The organism is Actinomadura napierensis (assembly GCF_039529375.1).
Lineage (GTDB): Bacteria > Actinomycetota > Actinomycetes > Streptosporangiales > Streptosporangiaceae > Spirillospora > Spirillospora napierensis.
Genome location: NZ_BAAAMR010000054.1, coordinates 20221 through 37984, shown reverse-complemented (window position 1 = coordinate 37984; position 17764 = coordinate 20221). Strand labels below are relative to the sequence as shown.

The window sequence follows — 17764 nt, the reverse complement described above, 5'->3', positions numbered from 1 at the left end:
GACAGCTATGGACGGGTCAGCACAGCGAACGCTGCTCATCACACTCACCGGACGCGACCGCCCCGGCGTGACGTCGCGGTTGTTCCGCACACTCTCCCAGTTCCCGCTCACCGTCGCCGACGTCGAGCAGGTCGTGATCCGCGGGCGGCTCGTCCTCGGCGTCCTGCTCGCCTACACCGAGGGCGCCGACATCGGCCGCGTGTGGAACGCCGCCGAGAAGGTCGCCAACGATCTCGACATGGAGATCGAGCTGTCCACCGGCCGCAACAAGCGGATGCCGAAGCGCGGCGGCCGGCTGCACGTCACCGTGCTCGGCGCCCCGCTCAAGCCCGCCGCGATGGCCGGGATCGCCGGGCGGATCTCCGCGCACGGCGCCAACATCGACCGGATCGAGCGGCTCGCGCAGAACCCGGTCACCTGCATCGAGATGGACGTCTCCGGCGCCGACCCCGACACACTGCGCGCCGGGCTCGCCGTCGAGGCCGCCGAGCAGCAGGTCGACATCGCCGTCCAGCACGGCGGGCTGAGCCGGCGCGCCAAGCGGCTGATCGTCATGGACGTCGACTCCACGCTGATCCAGGGCGAGGTGATCGAGCTGCTCGCCGAGCACGCCGGCTGCCTCGACGAGGTCGCCAAGGTCACCGAGGCCGCGATGCGCGGCGAGCTGGACTTCGAGGGCTCCCTGCGCGAGCGGGTGGCGCTGCTCGCCGGGCTCGACGCGGCCGCGATCGACGACGTCCGCGACAAGCTGCGGCTCGCCGCCGGCGCCCGCACGATGGTCCGCACGCTGAAGCGCCTCGACTACAAGTTCGCGATCGTCTCCGGCGGCTTCACCCAGGTCACCGACGCCCTCGTCGACGACCTCGGCATCGACTACTCCGCCGCGAACACCCTGGAGATCGAGAACGGCAAGCTCACCGGCCGCGTCACCGGCCCGGTGATCGACCGGGCCGGCAAGGCCGCCGCGCTGCGGCGCTTCGCCGCCGAGGCGGGCATCCCGGTCAGCCAGACCGTCGCGATCGGCGACGGCGCCAACGACCTGGACATGCTCCAGGCCGCCGGGCTCGGCGTCGCCTACAACGCCAAGCCGGTCGTCCGCCAGGCCGCCGACACCGCCGTCAGCGTCCCCTACCTCGACACGATCGTCTTCCTCCTCGGCATCTCCCGCGAGGAGGTCGAGGCCGCCGACGCCGCCGATGCGGCGCAGGGCGTCTGAGCCCCGGCCTGGTGGAGCGGTACGAGCTCGAGACCTTTCTGGCCTTGGCCGAGGAGCTCCATTTCTCGCGGACGGCCGAACGCCTGCACGTCTCGCCGGGCCGGGTCAGCCAGACGATCAAGACGCTGGAGCGCCGCATCGGCGGCGCGCTGTTCGAGCGCAGCAGCCGCCGCGTGGCCCTCACCCCGGTCGGCCGGCGGCTCCGCGACGACCTGCTCCCCGCCTACCGGCAGATCCAGGAGGCCGTCGCCAGTGCGACAGCGGCCTACGAGGGCATCAGCGGTGTGCTGCGCGTCGGCTTCACCGCCCCCTGGTCCAGTGACCTCGTCCTGCGGGCCGCCGATGCCTTCTCCTCGCGTCATCCCCGCTGCTCCGTCGAACTGAAAGACGTGACGTACAACGCGGCCATCGCGACGCTCCGGGACAAGGACCTCGACCTGGTGGTCGCCGAGCCGCCCGTCGACGAGCCGGGCATCACCGTGGGCCCCGTCGTGTTCTCCGAGCGCCGCGCCCTCGTGGTGCCCGCCGCGCACCCCCTGGCGGCGCGGGAGACGGTGTCGCAGGAGGACTTCGCCGCCCTGCCGCTCATCACGGCGGCGGGGGTGTCCCAGGTGTGGCGCGACGCCTTCTTCCCGCGCCGCACGCCCCAGGGCCGCCGCATCGAGCAGGGCCCGAGCGCCGCCGGCTGGCAGGCGGTGCTCACGCTGGTGGGCGCGGGCAAAGGGGCCACGGTGGCCACCGTCAGGGCAGGGCACTACCACGCCCGGCCCGACATCGCGTACGTCCCGTTCGACGACGCGCCGCCCGTCGAGTACGCGCTGATGTGGCGGGACGCGGGCGAAACGGCCGGGGTCCAGGCCCTCGTCCGGACGATCCTCGAATTCGCTCCGCGTCCCGACGGCGGGTCCTGACGCCGTCCCGGCCGTGACGTTCCCCGGTATGGCCGTCTCAGGTCGGCTCGCCCCGCGGCAGCGTCAGCGTCGCACCCGCCGTCAGCACGAGCCCTGCCGCCGCGATCAGCATGCTCCAGCGCATGCCGGTCAGGAACGTGTCCGCGCCGGCCAGCAGGGCCCCGAAGACCGCCACCGCGATCGCTCCGCCGACCTGTCGGCCGGTGTTGAGCACGGCGGACGCGGTGCCCGCCCGGTCCGCGGGGACCGCGTCGAGCAGCATCGCCGTCAGCGCCGGCACCGTCAGCGCCCCGCCGAGGCCGACCGGCACCATCAGCGCCGCCACCGTCCACACGCCGGTGTGCGCGCCGACCGTGAGCAGCGCCACCAGCCCGGCCGTCCCGACCAGCTGACCCGCCACCATCGGCACCCGCGGGCCGAACCGCCCGGCCAGCCTCGCCGAGGCCAGGTTCACGACCGCGACCAGCGCCGTCATCGGAATGAACATCAGCCCCGCGTGCAGCGCGGACTGGCCGCGCTCCTGCTGCAGATAGAGGCTGAAGATGAACACCCCGCCGTAGTAGGCGGCGTTCAGCATGAAGCCGACCACCAAGGACACCGCGACCACCCGCGAGCGGAACAGCGGCAGCGGGAGCATCGGGTGCGCGCCCCTGGCCTGCGCGGCGAGGAAGGCGGCCGCCGCAACGGCGGCCACCAGCAGCGACACCACCACGAGCGGCCGCCCGAAGCCCTGGTCGCCGCCCTCGATCACGCCGTAGGTCAGCGCGCCCATCGCGACCACCGCCGTCACCTGCCCGACCGCGTCGAGACGCGCGGGCAGCCGCGGGGAGGCGGGCACGCGGGCGAGCAGGACGAGGGCCAGCAGGCCCGCGGGCAGGTTGACGAAGAAGATCCACCGCCAGCCCACCGACGCGGTGAGCGCCCCGCCGAGCACCGGCCCGGCCGCCACCGCGACCGCGCCGCCCACGGTCCAGACGGCGATCGCCCGCGCCCGCTTCGCCTGGTCGGGGAAGCCCTGCCGGACGAGGGCCAGCGACGCGGGCATCATCACCGCCGCCGCGGCCCCCTGCACCAGCCGCGCGGCCACCAGCACGCCGAGCCCGGGCGCGAACCCGCACGCGGCCGAGGACAGCGCGAACAGCACCAGCCCGCCCCCGTACGCCCGCTTGGCGCCGATCCGGTCGGACAGCCCGCCCGCAGAGAGCATCAGGGCGGCGAACATCAGCGTGTACCCGTCCACCACCCACTGCAGGCCGGACATGCCGCCGCCGAGGCTGCGGCCGATCTCGGGCAGTGCGACGGTGACGATCAACGCGTCCAGCGAGATGAGGAAGAAGCCCAGCAGTGCCGCGCCGAGCACCACGGGAGACCCGTCTTCCCGGGCCGGCGCCGGGACCACTGCTGGCTTGGGCGGGGATGTCATCGGGACTCTCCTCACGTGCCGTCAGCCTGCCGCCCGTGCGGGCAGGTCCTTGTTGCCGTCGCCCCAGGTCGCCTTCATCGCCACGGAGTCGATCAGCCATCGGCCGCCGGTCCGGGCCAGCTCCCAGCGGTAGTCGCCGCCGAGCGTCCAAAGCGGTGCCCCATAAGGCGTGGCGAGACGGTGCGTGGCCTGGAAGGACGCCGTGCAGACGGCCCGGTCCCCATCGACCTCCACCAGGTGGTTGGCGATCAGGTGCTGGGTGGCGTCGAAGCCGCCGAGCGTCGCCGCCCAGGCATCGACGATCTCCTGCGGCGTGAGCCGGGCCGGCTCGCCGCCGTTGAGGCTCGTGTAGTCCAGAAGGACGCTGTCGGCGAACAGGCCGCGCAGGAGCGCCCATTCACGGCGGTCGGCGTGCACGGCCATCCGGGTGCAGGTCTCCGCGATCTCGATCTTGGTCTCGGACGGGGACGGCACGGCGGCCTCAAGCGGGTCGGACATGGCGAGGTGGTCTCCTGTCGGGGCGATGTGCGGGGGGTGCGAGGGGCTCACAGCGTGCGGGCGAAGTGCTCGGCCGCCGCGTCCGCGGCGAAGCCGACCTGCGGTGCCTGGTCGTAGAAGTCGAACTGGACGCCCTCGGTCCACAGGAATTCCTTCGGCCCGGCGAGGGCCTCATGGAAGCGGCGGGCACCGTCCGGGATGGCCGCGTCCTCGCTGTGCACCAGCAGCACGGGCGCGGTCACCTTCGGCGCGAGCGCGACGGCGTCGAAGTCCAGCCAGCCGGTCCAGGCCATGACGGCGAACCGGTTGGGCCACTGCGGGATCCCGCCGCGCTCCGGGTTCAGGTAGAAGTCGATGTCGAAGGGCATGGCCGCGTCCGGGTCACTGCCGCTGACCACCGGCACGTAGGCGACCTCTCCGGTCTCCTCGTACCGGCGCCGGGCCTCGGCCGCCGCGGCCTTCTTCGCCTCGACGCCCTCCGGGCCGCCGTAGTTCTCCTCGCAGATGCGGCGGTCGTGCAGCCACGGCGCCACCAGGGCGAGCGACCGCACCCTCGGGTCCGCGGCGGCGTAGGCGCTCGCGTACATCGCGCCGGCGCACACGCCCAACGCGCCCAGTTGCCCGTCGCCCACCGCCGGATGCCCGGTCAGGAAGTCGGCCGCCGCACGCATGTCCCGGACCTTCAGCTCCGGCGACTCGCAGTCCCGCGGCCGGCCTTCGGACTCGCCGTATCCGGTGAAGTCGAACGACAGCGCCGCATAGCCGCGCCGGGCCAGCTCCTCGGCGTACCGGTCGGCCATCTGCTCCTTGACACTGGTCCAGGTCCCGGCGACGACGACGGCCGACACCGGGCCGGCCCCGCCGGCGGAGTCCGGCAGAAAGAGATGCCCGGCGAGCTCGGCCTCATCGCCGGCGAAACGGACGCGTTCAGGCAGGGGCATGGCAGGACTCCTTGGGCATGGGCGGGCACCGGGCGGCGTGGGACCGATCGACGGAAGGTGAGCTCGCGATGTCCGGCGTTGATCGCTCACCGGCCTCCACGCTGGCAGCGCGCGGAGCATCGAACAACGCCCGATGCGTAACACGAGGTTGAGCGGAGCTAAACGATCCCGCCGATCAGCGCGGCCGTCCCGGACGCCCGGGCCTGCGCGGACGCCCGGGCCTGCGCGGACGCCCGGGCCTGCGCGGGCCGGAACGATCACTCTGGGGGTTTCGGGGTAGGAGTGGCGTTGTGCGGTCCCCGCAACCCGCCGGGGCCGGCGGGACGAGTCGAGAAGGCGAGCCGGAGCGGTGCTGAAGCGCGCGCGGACGGCGTACGCCCAGATCAACGGGCAGACGGCGCCGTTCTACGGGCTGGCCGCGGCGCTCGCCATGGCGATCCCGCTGCTGGCCGGGTCACTGACCGGGCGCGCCGCGCAGGGCTCGATGATCGCGCTCGGCGCGTACCTGGTGGCGCTGCGGGCGCCGGAGGGGCCGTACGGGAACCGGGCGCGGGACCTGACGAGCGGCGTGCTGATGGTCGCGATCGGCTCCGCGGTCGGCGGGCTGCTGAGCGGGCACACCTGGCCGGCGGTCGTCGTGGTCCCGCCGCTGATCGCGCTCGGCGTCGCGGTGCCGCGGATCGGGTCGACGGCGGGCCTCGCGGTGCTGCTGAGCGCGATCCGGCCGCCGTCGGCGGACGTCATCGGGGTCGGCCTGCTGGAGCTGATCGGCGGGCTGCTCACCATGGGGCTGCTGCTCGTGCCGTGGCCGGTGCGGCGGCTCCGGCCGCTGCGGGAGGCCCTCGCCGAGGCCGCCGACCGGGTCGCCGAGGCGCTCGACGCCGTCGCGCAGGACGTCGCCGCGCCCGACCCGAGCCCGCTGGACGCCGTCGAGCTCACCAACCCCGACCTGCTCGCCGTCACCCGGATGCCCGACTGGGAGGAGCGGCGGCGCGCCGCGTCCGAGGCGCTCACCGACGCCCGCGCCACCTACGGGCTGTACCGGTCGGGACGGGGCCGCGGCGAGCCCACCCGGCCGGAACGGCTGATCGACGCGCTGGGCCGCGTCCTGCACGAGACGGTCACGCTGCAGGCCGTCCTGGAGGCCGCGAAGAACTACCCGCCGGACCGCGAGTGGACGCTGGAGACGCAGACCGCGGTGTCCGCGCTCGCGGCCCGGCTGCGGCTGCTGGCCGGCGCGATCGCCACCAACGGGGAGGCGCCGCTCGGCGGGGAGGAGTCCGCCGCCGTCCGCCGGATGGGGCGGCTCGCCGAGCAGATCCGGCGCGCCGGGCTGGCCGGCGACGAGGACCTCATCGCGGTGTCGCTGATCGGGCAGGTGCGGCGGTCCATCGACCGCATCGCCGGTGAGACGTCCTCGGCGCGCCGCGTCATCGCCGGGGGCCTGCGGATCGGGATCGGGCCGCCGCGGATGCCGGGCGCCCCGCACCCGAGGACGGCACTGGACCGGGCCCGGCGCGCCGTGCACACGCGCTCCCCGCTGTTCCGGCAGGTCACCCGGGTCTACGTGACGGCCGTGGTGTCGATGGCGCTGGCCGCCGGGCTGCACATCCCGCACGGCCACTGGCTGACGATCACCGCGATGCTGAGCCTGCGCGCGACCTACGGCGAGACCGTCGAGCGGCTGATGCAGCGCGTCGGCGGCACCGCCGCCGGGTCGGTGGTCGCCGCGGTCGTGCTGACGCTGGCGCCGGTCCAGCCGGTCGTCGCGGTGATCGTCTTCGTGTTCGCGCTGGCCGGGTTCGCGCTGCGTCCGATCAACTTCACCTACTGGGGGCTGTTCGGCACGCCGCTGGCGATGATGCTGCTCGACTTCTCCGCGCCCGCCGACTGGCGCGTCGCCGGAGAGCGGATCGGGCTGGTCGCCGGCGGGACGGTGCTGTCGTTCCTCGCCGTCCGGCTGCTGTGGCCCGCCGGGCACCTGGAGCGGCTGCCCGTGCAGCTTGGCCGGATGCTGTCGGTGCACGCTGACATCGTCCGGGCGGCGGCGGACGTAGCGGGCGGCGAGCAGGTCCGGCTGCCGCAGGAGAAGGTCGTCACCGCGGAGCGGTCCGCGGAGGCGGTCGCCGAGACCGGGGACCGCCTCGGGCACGAGCGGGTGCCCGACACCGAGCTGATCAGGCGGCTGCGCGACGCGGTCCGCGCCGCGCACCGCGTCCGCGACCACCTCATCGCGGTCGCGCGGGTGACCCGGGAGGAGGCCGTCGACGCCGGGCCGGTTCCGGAGATCCTGGACCGGCTCGCCGACCAGCTTGAAGAGGCCGCCGCCATGCTGGAGGACCCGGCGGACGCCGAGGACCTGAAGGCCCGCTCGCCCGCCGAGGAGCTGGAGGAGGAGCTCGCCGACCTCGACTCCTACCTGGAGAAGCTCACCAAGCGGCGCCGCGCCGAGATCAAGTCGGGCGTCGGGCGGGAGGAGTTCACCCCGCTGCGGCACGCGCTGCTGCAGGTGTCCGGGACCCGCTACACGATCAGGTCGCTGCGCCGCGACACCGGCCGCGTCATCAACGCCTCCCTGGCGGCGGCCGGGCAGAGCTCGTGACCGGACGCGGGACCGCTCAGTCCTTCGGGGTGCGGAAGGCGGCCAGGGTGCCGAGGCCCGGCCGGACGTCCGCCCACGGCCCCGGCAGGTCGACGACCGCAAGCGCGCACGTGGGGAACTGCTCCGGCGCCCGCCCGGTCAGGTCGTGGACGAACTGGTGCACCGACGGGTTGTGCCCGACCAGCAGGAGCGTCCCGACGCCGTCCGCCGTCTCGGCGACGAGGGACATCAGCACGCCGGGGTCGTTGTCGTAGATCCCGCCCTCGAAGGCGGTGTCGGCCCGCACCGCGAGCAGGCCGAGCGTCTCGCGCGTGCGCGCGGCGGGGGAGCACAGCACCCGCCCGGGGACGAGCCCCTCGGCGCGCAGCCACTCGCCGGCCGCGGCGGCGTCGCGCCGCCCGCGGTCGTTGAGGGTCCGTTCGATGTCGGGCGTCCCGAATCCCGCGACGGCCTTGGCGTGGCGGAGCACGATGAGCGTCGGCATGCCCGCCACCTTAGTGCGGCATCCGAACGAGCTGCGCCCCGTCGCACCAGCTCACGCCGCGTGCCCGGCGCACGCCGTGTGGTGGGTCACGGCGCGACGAGCGCCGCCAGCCCCCACAGCAGGAGCAGGATGCCGAGCATCCCGCAGAGCACCAGCGCGAACCCCTTGCCCCCGGACAAGGCCGGCTTGTCGCCGCTCGCCACAGCGCCTCCCGTTTCCACTCCCGATTTCCCGCGTACAGCGTACGACCGGTCCCGCGTGCTCCGGACACCACCCGGGGTGAACGCGAAAGGGGCCGGTGGCGCGATGCCACCGGCCCCTCGGATTCCGCAGGGTCAGGACGCCCCGGCGGGGGACTCGTCGGCCTTCCCGGAGGTCGCCGCGCCGTTCGCCTCGGCGCCGACCGCGGCCCCCTCGGGCCCGGTGGCCTCCTGCTCGGGAGCGCCGGCCTGCTCGGGCGCCGTGGCCTCGATCGCGCCGCCCTCGGGCTCGTCGCCCTTGACGGCGGGCGGGGCGGGCGGAGCGGCCGCCGCGTCGCCGCCCGCATCGACCGACGGGGCGATCGGGTCGGCGCGGCGCTTGGAGACGACGATCGCCGCGACGACGATGCCGACCGCCACGACCGTCACGCCGATCCGCAGCGCGTAGTTGTCGGCGTAGGTCACGACCGCGTCCGCGATCAGCAGCGCGACCAGGTTCATCACCTTGATCAGCGGGTTGATCGCGGGGCCGGCGGTGTCCTTGAACGGGTCGCCGACCGTGTCGCCGATGACCGTCGCCTCGTGCGCCGGGCTGCCCTTGCCGCCGAGGAAGCCCTCCTCGACGACCTTCTTGGCGTTGTCCCAGGCGCCGCCGGCGTTCGCCAGGAACACCGCCATCAGCACCCCCGCCGCGATCGCGCCGCCCAGGAACGCGCCGAGCGGCGCGTACCCGAGCCCGAAGCCGACCGCGATCGGCGTCAGGATCGCCAGCAGTCCGGGGGTGGCGAGCTCGCGCTGCGCGTCCCGGGTGCAGATGTCCACGACCCGGTCGTAGTCCGGCTTCTCGGTGTAGTCCATGATCCCGGGCTTGGTGCGGAACTGCTCGCGCACCTCCACCACGACGCGTCCGGCCGCCCGGCCCACCGCCATGATCGCCAGGCCGGAGAACAGGAACACCACGGCCGCGCCGATGATCAGCCCGATCAGCACGTTCGGGTTGTCGATCGACAGGTTGATGCCGTGGTTGAACTGCGACCCGATCGCGTCCTTGGCGCTCTTGGACGCGTCCGCGAGGGCGGAGTTGACCGCCGTCCCGAACGAGCCGAACAGCGCGGTCGCCGCGAGCACCGCCGTCGCGATCGCGATGCCCTTGGTGATCGCCTTGGTCGTGTTGCCGACACCGTCCAGCCGCTCCAGGACCTTCGCGGCCTCGCCCTGGACGTCGCCGGACATCTCCGCGATGCCCTGGGCGTTGTCGGAGACGGGCCCGAAGGTGTCCATGGACACGATCACGCCGACGGTGGTGAGCAGCCCGGTGCCGGCCATCGCCACCGCGAACAGCGCGACGGTGGTGTTGCCGAAGCCGAGCAGGAACGCGCCGTAGACCGCCGCGGCGATGACGAGCGCGGTGTAGACGGCCGACTCCAGGCCCAGCGAGATGCCGGACAGGATGACGGTCGCCGGACCCGTCCGGGAGCTTTCGGTGACCTCGCGCACGGGCTTGCGGTTGGTCTCGGTGAAGTAGCCGGTCAGCAGCTGGATCGCGCTCGCCAGCACGATGCCGATGATCACCGAGCCGAGCGCCACCCAGCGCGGGTCGGCGTCCACGTTGTGGATGCCGCCGTCCAGGTCGGCGAAAGACGAGGGCAGGTAGGCGAACGCGGCGATCGCCACGAGCACCGCGGAGATGATCGCGGAGACGAAGAAGCCGCGGTTGATCGCCGTCATCCCGGACCGGTCGCCGTCGCGCGGCATCACCGCGAAGATGCCGATCACCGCAGTGATGACGCCGATCATCGGCACCAGCAGCGGGAACACCAGGCCCTGCGTGCCGAACGCCGCGGTGCCCAGGATGAGCGCGGCGACCAGCATCACCGAGTACGACTCGAACAGGTCCGCGGCCATGCCGGCGCAGTCGCCGACGTTGTCGCCCACGTTGTCGGCGATCGTCGCCGCGTTGCGCGGGTCGTCCTCCGGGATGCCCTGCTCGACCTTGCCGACCAGGTCGGCGCCGACGTCGGCGGCCTTGGTGAAGATGCCGCCGCCGACCCGCATGAACATCGCGAGCAGCGCGGCGCCGAAGCCGAAGCCCTCCAGCACCTTCGGCGCGTCGCCCTGGTAGGCCAGCACGACGATCGCCGCGCCGAACAGGCCGAGGCCGACGGTGAACATGCCGGCGACGCCGCCGGTGCGGAACGCGATCCGCATCGCGGTCTTCTCGCCGCCCTCCTCGCGGGCGGCCGCCGCGACCCGGACGTTGCCGCGGACCGCGAGCCACATGCCGGTGAAGCCGGTGACGGCGGAGAACACCGCCCCGATGACGAAGAACACCGACCGCCCGATGCGTTCGCTCCAGGAGTCGGCGGGCAGGAGCAGCAGCACCAGCGGAATGAGCACCACGAAGACGCCGACCGTGCGGAACTGGCGTTTCAGGTAGGCGCTCGCGCCGACCTGGACCGCGTGCGCGATCTCCTGCATCTTCTCGGTGCCCTGACCCGCGGCCAGTACATCGCGTACCAGGCCCGCGGCGACGGCCAGTGCCAGCAACGCGACCACGGCGACGACGACGACCAGTGACAGGTCGCCGCCGCCGAGATCCACGTCCGCTGCTGCAGTGGCCGGGCTTGACAGGGAAAGCCCAGACATCCGTCCTCCTCGACAGGGGTGTTGCGACTCGACCGTCAAAAGACGATCTTTACCGCCTACCCCGCGAGTCCTGATTTCGAACGCCTCGCACGGCAGCGCGGGTGCCGGGAGTCTACGCAGGCGAACGGCGAATGAGAAGGCCGCCAGACCCTTAATGAGGATGTCATGGAAAAGCAATCCGCATTACGCCGTAATTTGACCTTTGAACCTGGTCGTCAGCTATTTCCGCAGGTCGGTCCCGGTAAGCACGGTCTTACCCCGCGGCCACCTTGACAGGGTCGCGGCAGGCATCGTCGGACGGCACCGGGTACGGCGTCCGGTAATTAAGCTAGGCATTAACACGGAATATGTCCAGACCCAAATCCGGCATTCCAAGATCATTCCCCGGAGAGAATCTCACACGCCCTCGCCCCCTCCGTCCCAGGGGCCCCACAAACCCCGGAACTGCGGTGGCCGCCGCCCAGCAAACCGAACCCACACCCGCCCCCGGCAAACGCAAACGCCGCCCGAGCGCCTCGACCGTCCAACGCCGCCCCGACTCCCCATGAACGGCCCGCAGAGCCCGCGAGATGCCCGTGTACGCCGGCGCCGCGGCCCAGTCGTCCGGCGCGTCCGCCTCGTCCAGGCAGCCCCGCAGGACGGAGAACAGCAGCACATCGGTCACCGGCGGAACAAGCCGGCAGGAGCCCTCCAGGATCACGTGGAACCCGGCGGGCAGAGCCGCAGCGCCCAGGTGCCCGCGCGTCAGCGCGCGTCCTCGTGGACGCCGCGGGAGGGCGGCCGGGTCCCCTCGCGGGCGGCGGGCTCGGCGCGCGGTCGCTGTGCGTACTGCGGCCGGGCGGCCTCCTCGACACCGCCGTGGAGCGTGAGAGCACCGCCCCCGCGGCCGCTGCTACGGGCGGGCGCCGCTTCACCGGCATCACGGTCGAGCCCGACCACACGGCCCTCGAAGCGTTGAAGGCCCTTCACGGAGGCCGCGAAGGCGCACGGGCTCGTCGAGTCGGGGCGCGCTCCCTGGCTGTGGCGCGGGTCGGGTACGGCGAAGGCCCCGCCGGAGCGGGGCCTTCGCCTGCGGTCTGGGGGACGGGCCGGTCAGTGCGCCTCGAGGGGACCCCGACCCGGCTATGCCGGGCTCAGATGGTCGCCTCCGCCTCTGCCGGCCAGCTCATCCGGATCTGGACGCCCTTCGGCGTGGTCGCGATCTCCACGTCGTCGGCGAGGCCGGCGATGACGGCCAGCCCGAGCTCGGCGGTGCCCTCGCCGAGCCCGAACTCCAGATCGTCCTCGTCCGGGGGAGCCGGTGGTCCGCCCGCCGCGTCGTCCCCGGGAACGGTGTCGCTCACGGTGACCTCGAAGCGGCGGCCGGCGCCGGTCAGCTCGAGCCGGACCGGTTCGTCCGGGCAGTGCAGGCGGTGCGCCTCCACGGCCCGCGAGCACGCCTCGCCCACCGCCAGCCGGACCTCGTCGAGCAGCGCCTCGGCGACGCCGCTGCGGCGGGCCACGGCGGTCACGATCAGGCGGGCGGTCCGGACATGGACGGGCAGCGCACTGAAGGACAGTTCAACGGTCGCCATCGTGGTGTCAGGCCGCCTATTTCGCGCCCTTGCGCTTCTCCTCGGCCTCCGCGATCGAGTCGTGGATGCCGAAGACCTTGGTCAGCCCCGTGATCCGGAAGATCTTGAGGATGCGCTCCTGGGTGCAGACGAGCTCCAGCGAGCCGTCGTGCGCGCGGACCCGCTTCAGCCCGCCGACCAGGACGCCGAGGCCGGTCGAGTCCAGGAACTCGACCTTCTCCATGTCCACGAGCAGGTGGAACTTGCCCTTGTTGACCAGGTCGATGAGCTTCTCGCGAAGCTTCGGCGCCGTGTAGACGTCGATCTCGCCCTCCACGTTGATGACGGTGAGGCCATCGTCGGTGGTGTAGTCGTTCACCTTCAGGTCCACAAATCCTCCAGCGCCGTGCAGCACAATCCGATCCCGCCCTCCGGGCTCCGCGGCGGCGGCCCGGGCGGCGAGACATCGCCGTGATTCAACCACGCTCCGGCGCGGCGCACGCACGTTATCGACCAGTCGGGCGAAAGTTCGCGCCGTCCCGTCTGACCTGCTGATCCACAGATGAGCACAGGGGGAGCGGGCCCACCGGCGCCGGGGCGTTCCCGTAGTTTTGCCCCGGCTGGCAAACTGAAAACCTGATGGCCGCCCAAAGATCTTCAACCCCTCTCGACCGGCTGCTCGCCGACCCGTCCCGGCGGGACCGCATCACCCATGTGGAGCGCGTTCCCGCACGTGAGGGCCGCCGCGCGCCGTGGCCGGCGTGGTCGCCCCCGCTGCTGGTGGACCGGCTGGCCGCCGCCGGCATCGAAGCGCCGTGGGAGCACCAGGCGGCCGCGGCGGAGCACGCCCGCGCCGGCCGGTCTGTGATCATCGCCACAGGCACCGCGTCCGGAAAGTCCCTCGCCTACCTGCTGCCCGCCATCGAGGCGATCTATGCGGGCGAGGAGGACCACCACCGCGAGGGGACGGTCCTCTACCTGTCGCCGACCAAGGCGCTCGCCGCCGACCAGCTCCGCGCGCTGCGGGCGCTGCGCCTCACCCGGGTCCGCGCCGCGACCTACGACGGCGACACCCCCCGGGACGAGCGTTCCTGGGTCCGCCAGCATGCCAACTATGTGCTGACGAATCCCGACATGCTGCACCGGTCGATCCTGCCCGGGCACTCCCGGTGGTCGTCGTTCCTGCGCCGGCTCCGCTATGTCGTCGTGGACGAGGCGCACGGATACCGAGGGGTCTTCGGCTCGCACGTCGCGCACGTCCTGCGCCGCCTCCGCCGCGTCTGCGCCCGCTACCACGCCTCGCCCACCTTCATCCTGGCGTCCGCCACCACGTCCGAACCGGCGTCCACCGCGTCCCGCCTCACCGGCCTCGACGTCGTCGCCGTGGACTCCGACGCCTCCCCCCGCGGACCCGCCACCTTCGCGCTCTGGGAACCGCCCCTCACCGAACTGCGCGGCGAGCAGGGCGCGCCGGTACGCCGCACCGCCACCGCCGAGGCCGGTGATCTCCTTGCCGACCTCGTCGTCGAAGGTGTCCAGACCCTGGCGTTCGTCCGGTCGCGGCGCGGCGCCGAATCCGTTGCGCTCGGCGCGAAACGGGCCCTGCACGAGGTGGCCCCCGCCCTCGCCGACCAGGTCGCCGCCTATCGCGCCGGCTATCTGCCCGAGGAGCGCCGCGCTCTCGAAGCCGCGCTCCGCTCCCGCTCCATCGTGGGCCTGGCCAGCACCAACGCCCTCGAACTCGGGGTGGACGTGTCCGGGCTCGACGCCGTCCTCGTCTGCGGCTGGCCGGGCACCCGCGCGTCCCTCTGGCAGCAGGCCGGACGCGCCGGACGGTCCGGGCAGGCCGCCCTGTCCGTCCTCGTCGCCCGCGACGACCCCCTCGACACCTTCCTCGTTCACCACCCCGAGGCGATCTTCGGGACGCCCGTCGAGGCCACCGTCCTCGACCCCGACAACCCCTACGTCCTCGAACCGCACCTGTGCGCCGCCGCGTCCGAGATTCCCCTCACTGAGGACGACGCCGCGCTGTTCGGGCCGTCCACCGCCGACCTGCTGCCCGACCTCGTCCGCCGCGGTTTCCTGCGCCGCCGCCCCGCCGGCTGGTTCTGGACGCGCCGCGACAAGGCCTGCGACCTCGCCGACATCCGCGGCGCCGGCGGCGCGCCCGTCCAGGTCGTCGAAGCCGCCACCGGACGCCTCCTCGGCACCGTCGACGAGGCGTCCGCGCACACCACCGTCCACGACGGCGCCATCTACATCCACCAGGGCGACTCGTTCGTCGTCCAGACCCTCGACCTGGACGACTCCGTCGCCCTCGTCGAGGCCGCCGACCCCGACTACTCCACCACCGCCCGCGACGTCACCGACATCACCATCGCCGAACGGCTCCGCTCCACCTCATGGGGCGACGCGACCCTCTGCTACGGCACCGTGGACGTCACCAGCCAGGTCGTCGCCTACCAGATGCGCCGCGTCCAGACCGGCGAGATGCTCGGCGAGAAGCCCCTCGACCTGCCGCCCCGCACCCTGCGCACCCGCGCCGTGTGGTGGACGCTGTCCGAATCACAGGTGGAGGGGCTCGGCGACCTCGACCTCGCGGGCGCCGCGCACGCCGCCGAGCACGCCTCGATCGGCCTGCTCCCCCTCTACGCCACCTGCGACCGCTGGGACATCGGCGGCGTGTCCACCGCCGTCCACCCCGACACCGGGCTGCTCACCGTCTTCGTCTACGACGGCCACGAGGGCGGCGCGGGCTTCGCCGAACGCGGCTACGCCGACGCGTCCGCCTGGCTGCGCGCGACCCGCGACGCGATCGCGTCCTGCGAATGCGAGTCGGGGTGCCCGTCCTGCATCCAGTCCCCCAAGTGCGGCAACGGCAACGAACCGCTCGACAAGCAGGGCGCCCTGACCCTCCTGGCCGTCCTGCTGGAGGCGGCCCCCTAGTTCGGGGCGACGCGCTGGGCGGGAACGGGCGGCGGGTCGTCGAGGCCGCGCCGGGCCTGCGCCAGCGCCTGCTGCAGCTTGCGGCGCTCCATCTCCAGCGTCTGCAGCGACTCCTCGTGCTCCTCCCGCAGATCCCTCAACTCCCTGCGCATGCCCATCGTGCGCCGGAACCCCAGCGCGGCGACCCCGGCGCCCGCCATGAAGACGATGGCGACGACGGCGCCGGCCAGGAACAGGTGCCACTCCTGCGTGACGCCGGGCACCTCGTGCCCGAAGGCGGTCACGTGCACCTCGCCGGTGTTGCCCAGGATGACGGCCACACCCGCGACGATGGCGGCGAGCGTGACGACCAACCCCAAGATGATCATGCGGAGGGTCTCCTCTCCCGTGCCGGGGAAACTGGCAAGGCAGCCTAGACCCCCACCAAACCAGTCGCCACCCCCACAAACCCCAGACACCCCAGAAGAGCACGCCGGCCCGGGCGCCGCGCGGTACGCGACGCAGCCGGCCGCGACGCCCGCCATGCAACTCCTCGCCAGAGCGCCCGGCCGGCACGCAAGGCGGTCAGTCCACCGCCTCACCGGCCACCGGCGCGATCGGCTACCTGCGGCGGCGGCCTCGGCCGCAGCCGTGCAGCTCGACGGACGCCGGCGTCCCGTTGCACTACATACACGCTCGGAGCACCGGCCACGTCGCCCACGTCGGGGCAGGGGCGCCTATTTGCGCCGTCGAGTTTGGTTGATGGCCGGAGCACTGAACACGTCACCCACGTCGAGGCGTGGTCGCCGCCTTCCGGCGACGATCCGGGCCAGGGCAATCCCCCTGGTGAACACAGCGAGAAACGAAAAGCCCCGTGAACACGCCGCGCACGGCGTTCCTCGGTGACCAGGGCAGCGCGCCAACACCGGCACCAGGACACGGCGCCGAGCTACCGCGCCGCCCACTTACCGCGGCCATCACCGCGGCGTCGAGTTACCGCGGCGTCGAGTTACCGCGGCGACCGCGGCCGACGACCCTCGCCAGAGTGCTCGGCCCGTGCCCGACCGGGGCGCACGGCGGTCAAGACCCCAGCCTCACCAGCCGCCGGCTCGTTCGCCTACTTGCGGCGGCGGCCTCGGGTGGTGGAGCGGTGCTTGGTCGCGGACTTGGCGGACGCCGGCCTGCCGATCTGGACGTCCACGCCGCCGCGGGGCTTGCCGACGGTGGCCGGACGCCGGCCGGTCCGGCTCTTCGGCTTCGCCTTCTTCGCCGGGCCGATCACCATCGTGTCGCCGGCGTTCGCGCCCTTGCCTGCCGGCTTCACCGGGCCCGTCTTCGCGATGGCCTCCGCGCGTGCGATCTGGGCGCGCGCGTTCTTGACCCGCCTGCGTCCGGTTCCGCCGCGTGCGATCCGGGCCGCGGTGCCGAGGCTGCTCGCTCCCACCTGGGCGACCCGCAGCCGCCGCGTCCACATGCCGAGGTGGGCCGCGACGATCAGCAGGATCAGCGCGATCCCGACGCTCTTGCCCCACTGCAGCCGGTCGGTCGACGCGACGTTCACCGCCTTCGGCGCGTCCGTCGCGATCTTGGGCGCGGGGTAGGTGAAGCCCGGCGTCGCGCCGTCCGGCTGGACGGACGGCAGCGTGACCGGCGACTCGTTGTTGAACGGCGTCAGCGGGGTGGACGTGCTCGGCGCGGACGTACCGGACGGCAGCGACGGCGCGCTGCCGGAGGGCAGGCTTCCGGTGCCGCTCCCCGCCACGGCGCTGGCCGACGACGTGGACGAGTACAGCGAACCGCCCGTGCCGGTGGATCGCCTGGCCCGCACGCCAACAGAGACCGTTCCGCTCGACTTCGTCAGCGACAGGCTGGCGCTGCACTCCGTGCCGGAGCAGAGCGAGGCCAAGGACCCGGACTTGGAGCCGACACCGGAACCCGAGAGGGCGTAGCCGAGGAGGTCGTCCTCATAGCCACGGTTCCACTTCACCACCGCCTTGCCGCCCGACACGCTCGCGGACACACCGGTCGGCGCAGCGGGAGCGATCCGCACGGTGAAGGTGTTGGAGTCGTAGACCTGGTTGGTGATCGAGCCCTTGAGGTAGGCCTTGTACTTGCCGTTGCGGCGCAGCTCGAGCGGGGCCGAAAGGTCGCCCGCCCAGCTGCTCTCCTTGAGGAAGGTGTCGCCGATCCCGGGACCGTCGACGCGCAGCTGCATCTTGAGCGCGAAGTCGTAGTGCGCCTTAATCGTCACACTCGACCCGCTGCTGATGACCGCGCCGTTCGCCGGGCTGATCACGGCCGTCGTGGCGGCGCCCGCAGGCGCCGCACCGAGGACCGGGATGCTCATCGCAAGGGGCGCCGCAAG

13 protein-coding genes are annotated in these 17764 nt (G+C 73.0%); 4 read left to right on the top strand and 9 right to left on the bottom strand.

The annotated features are described in order from the left end of the window. The first annotated feature begins 7 nt into the window (after window positions 1–7). Window positions 8–1216 (top strand): phosphoserine phosphatase SerB, encoded by a 1209-nt coding sequence (gene serB, locus ABD296_RS27220; RefSeq protein WP_344272941.1) that lies wholly within the window; start codon window positions 8–10, stop codon window positions 1214–1216. An 11-nt stretch (window positions 1217–1227) separates the two neighbouring features. After that, complete coding sequence (locus ABD296_RS27215) at window positions 1228–2127, top strand: LysR family transcriptional regulator (protein ID WP_344272938.1); 900 nt, start codon at window positions 1228–1230, stop codon at window positions 2125–2127. Window positions 2128–2164: 37 nt separating this feature from the next. On the opposite strand, the gene ABD296_RS27210 is transcribed toward ABD296_RS27215, so the two are convergent. The 3 genes from ABD296_RS27210 to ABD296_RS27200 are packed head-to-tail and all read right to left on the bottom strand — an operon-like array spanning window position 2165 to window position 4989. Then, window positions 2165–3550, bottom strand: a complete 1386-nt coding sequence (locus tag ABD296_RS27210; protein ID WP_344272934.1) for an MFS transporter — start codon at window positions 3548–3550, stop codon at window positions 2165–2167. Between the two features lie 21 nt (window positions 3551–3571). Continuing rightward, the gene (locus ABD296_RS27205) at window positions 3572–4048 is read right to left on the bottom strand and encodes a nuclear transport factor 2 family protein (RefSeq protein ID WP_344272931.1); all 477 of its coding nucleotides are present in this window, start codon (window positions 4046–4048) and stop codon (window positions 3572–3574) included. 47 nt (window positions 4049–4095) lie between these two features. Then, complete coding sequence (locus ABD296_RS27200) at window positions 4096–4989, bottom strand: alpha/beta hydrolase (protein WP_344272928.1); 894 nt, start codon at window positions 4987–4989, stop codon at window positions 4096–4098. A gap of 349 nt (window positions 4990–5338) precedes the next feature. Here ABD296_RS27200 and ABD296_RS27195 point away from each other — a divergent pair, with 349 nt between their 5' ends. Beyond that, window positions 5339–7591: an FUSC family protein gene (locus ABD296_RS27195; RefSeq protein ID WP_344272925.1), complete on the top strand. Its 2253-nt coding sequence runs from the start codon at window positions 5339–5341 to the stop codon at window positions 7589–7591. A 16-nt stretch (window positions 7592–7607) separates the two neighbouring features. Here the strand turns inward: ABD296_RS27195 and ABD296_RS27190 are convergent, their stop codons facing one another. The 4 genes from ABD296_RS27190 to ABD296_RS27175 all read right to left on the bottom strand — a co-directional run bounded on the left by ABD296_RS27190 (window position 7608) and on the right by ABD296_RS27175 (window position 12865). Then, on the bottom strand, window positions 7608–8075 hold the full coding sequence (locus tag ABD296_RS27190) for a SixA phosphatase family protein (protein WP_344272922.1): 468 nt from the start codon (window positions 8073–8075) through the stop codon (window positions 7608–7610). A gap of 335 nt (window positions 8076–8410) precedes the next feature. Beyond that, on the bottom strand, window positions 8411–10921 hold the full coding sequence (locus tag ABD296_RS27185; RefSeq protein ID WP_344272919.1) for a sodium-translocating pyrophosphatase: 2511 nt from the start codon (window positions 10919–10921) through the stop codon (window positions 8411–8413). A 1133-nt stretch (window positions 10922–12054) separates the two neighbouring features. Continuing rightward, window positions 12055–12495, bottom strand: coding sequence for an ATP-binding protein (locus tag ABD296_RS27180; protein ID WP_344272916.1), 441 nt, complete (start codon window positions 12493–12495; stop codon window positions 12055–12057). A gap of 16 nt (window positions 12496–12511) precedes the next feature. Beyond that, window positions 12512–12865, bottom strand: a complete 354-nt coding sequence (locus ABD296_RS27175; protein ID WP_021597910.1) for an STAS domain-containing protein — start codon at window positions 12863–12865, stop codon at window positions 12512–12514. Between the two features lie 248 nt (window positions 12866–13113). Here ABD296_RS27175 and ABD296_RS27170 point away from each other — a divergent pair, with 248 nt between their 5' ends. Further along, window positions 13114–15420, top strand: a complete 2307-nt coding sequence (locus ABD296_RS27170; RefSeq protein ID WP_344272913.1) for a DEAD/DEAH box helicase — start codon at window positions 13114–13116, stop codon at window positions 15418–15420. Here ABD296_RS27170 and ABD296_RS27165 read toward each other — a convergent pair. Next, window positions 15417–15788 (bottom strand): hypothetical protein, encoded by a 372-nt coding sequence (locus ABD296_RS27165; protein WP_344272909.1) that lies wholly within the window; start codon window positions 15786–15788, stop codon window positions 15417–15419. The two genes, ABD296_RS27170 and ABD296_RS27165, sit on opposite strands and share 4 nt — an antisense overlap. Window positions 15789–16516: 728 nt before the next feature. Further along, the gene (locus ABD296_RS27160) at window positions 16517–17746 is read right to left on the bottom strand and encodes a hypothetical protein (RefSeq protein WP_344272907.1); all 1230 of its coding nucleotides are present in this window, start codon (window positions 17744–17746) and stop codon (window positions 16517–16519) included. Between the last annotated feature and the right edge of the window lie 18 nt (window positions 17747–17764).

Coding starts and splice junctions, on each gene's coding strand:
- serB (WP_344272941.1), top strand. CDS start 8: ATGGACGGGTCAGCACAGCGAACGCTGCTCATCACACTCACCGGACGC.
- ABD296_RS27210 (WP_344272934.1), bottom strand. CDS start 3,550: ATGACATCCCCGCCCAAGCCAGCAGTGGTCCCGGCGCCGGCCCGGGAA.
- ABD296_RS27205 (WP_344272931.1), bottom strand. CDS start 4,048: ATGTCCGACCCGCTTGAGGCCGCCGTGCCGTCCCCGTCCGAGACCAAG.
- ABD296_RS27200 (WP_344272928.1), bottom strand. CDS start 4,989: ATGCCCCTGCCTGAACGCGTCCGTTTCGCCGGCGATGAGGCCGAGCTC.
- ABD296_RS27190 (WP_344272922.1), bottom strand. CDS start 8,075: ATGCCGACGCTCATCGTGCTCCGCCACGCCAAGGCCGTCGCGGGATTC.
- ABD296_RS27185 (WP_344272919.1), bottom strand. CDS start 10,921: ATGTCTGGGCTTTCCCTGTCAAGCCCGGCCACTGCAGCAGCGGACGTG.
- ABD296_RS27180 (WP_344272916.1), bottom strand. CDS start 12,495: ATGGCGACCGTTGAACTGTCCTTCAGTGCGCTGCCCGTCCATGTCCGG.
- ABD296_RS27170 (WP_344272913.1), top strand. CDS start 13,114: ATGGCCGCCCAAAGATCTTCAACCCCTCTCGACCGGCTGCTCGCCGAC.
- ABD296_RS27165 (WP_344272909.1), bottom strand. CDS start 15,788: ATGATCATCTTGGGGTTGGTCGTCACGCTCGCCGCCATCGTCGCGGGT.
- ABD296_RS27160 (WP_344272907.1), bottom strand. CDS start 17,746: ATGAGCATCCCGGTCCTCGGTGCGGCGCCTGCGGGCGCCGCCACGACG.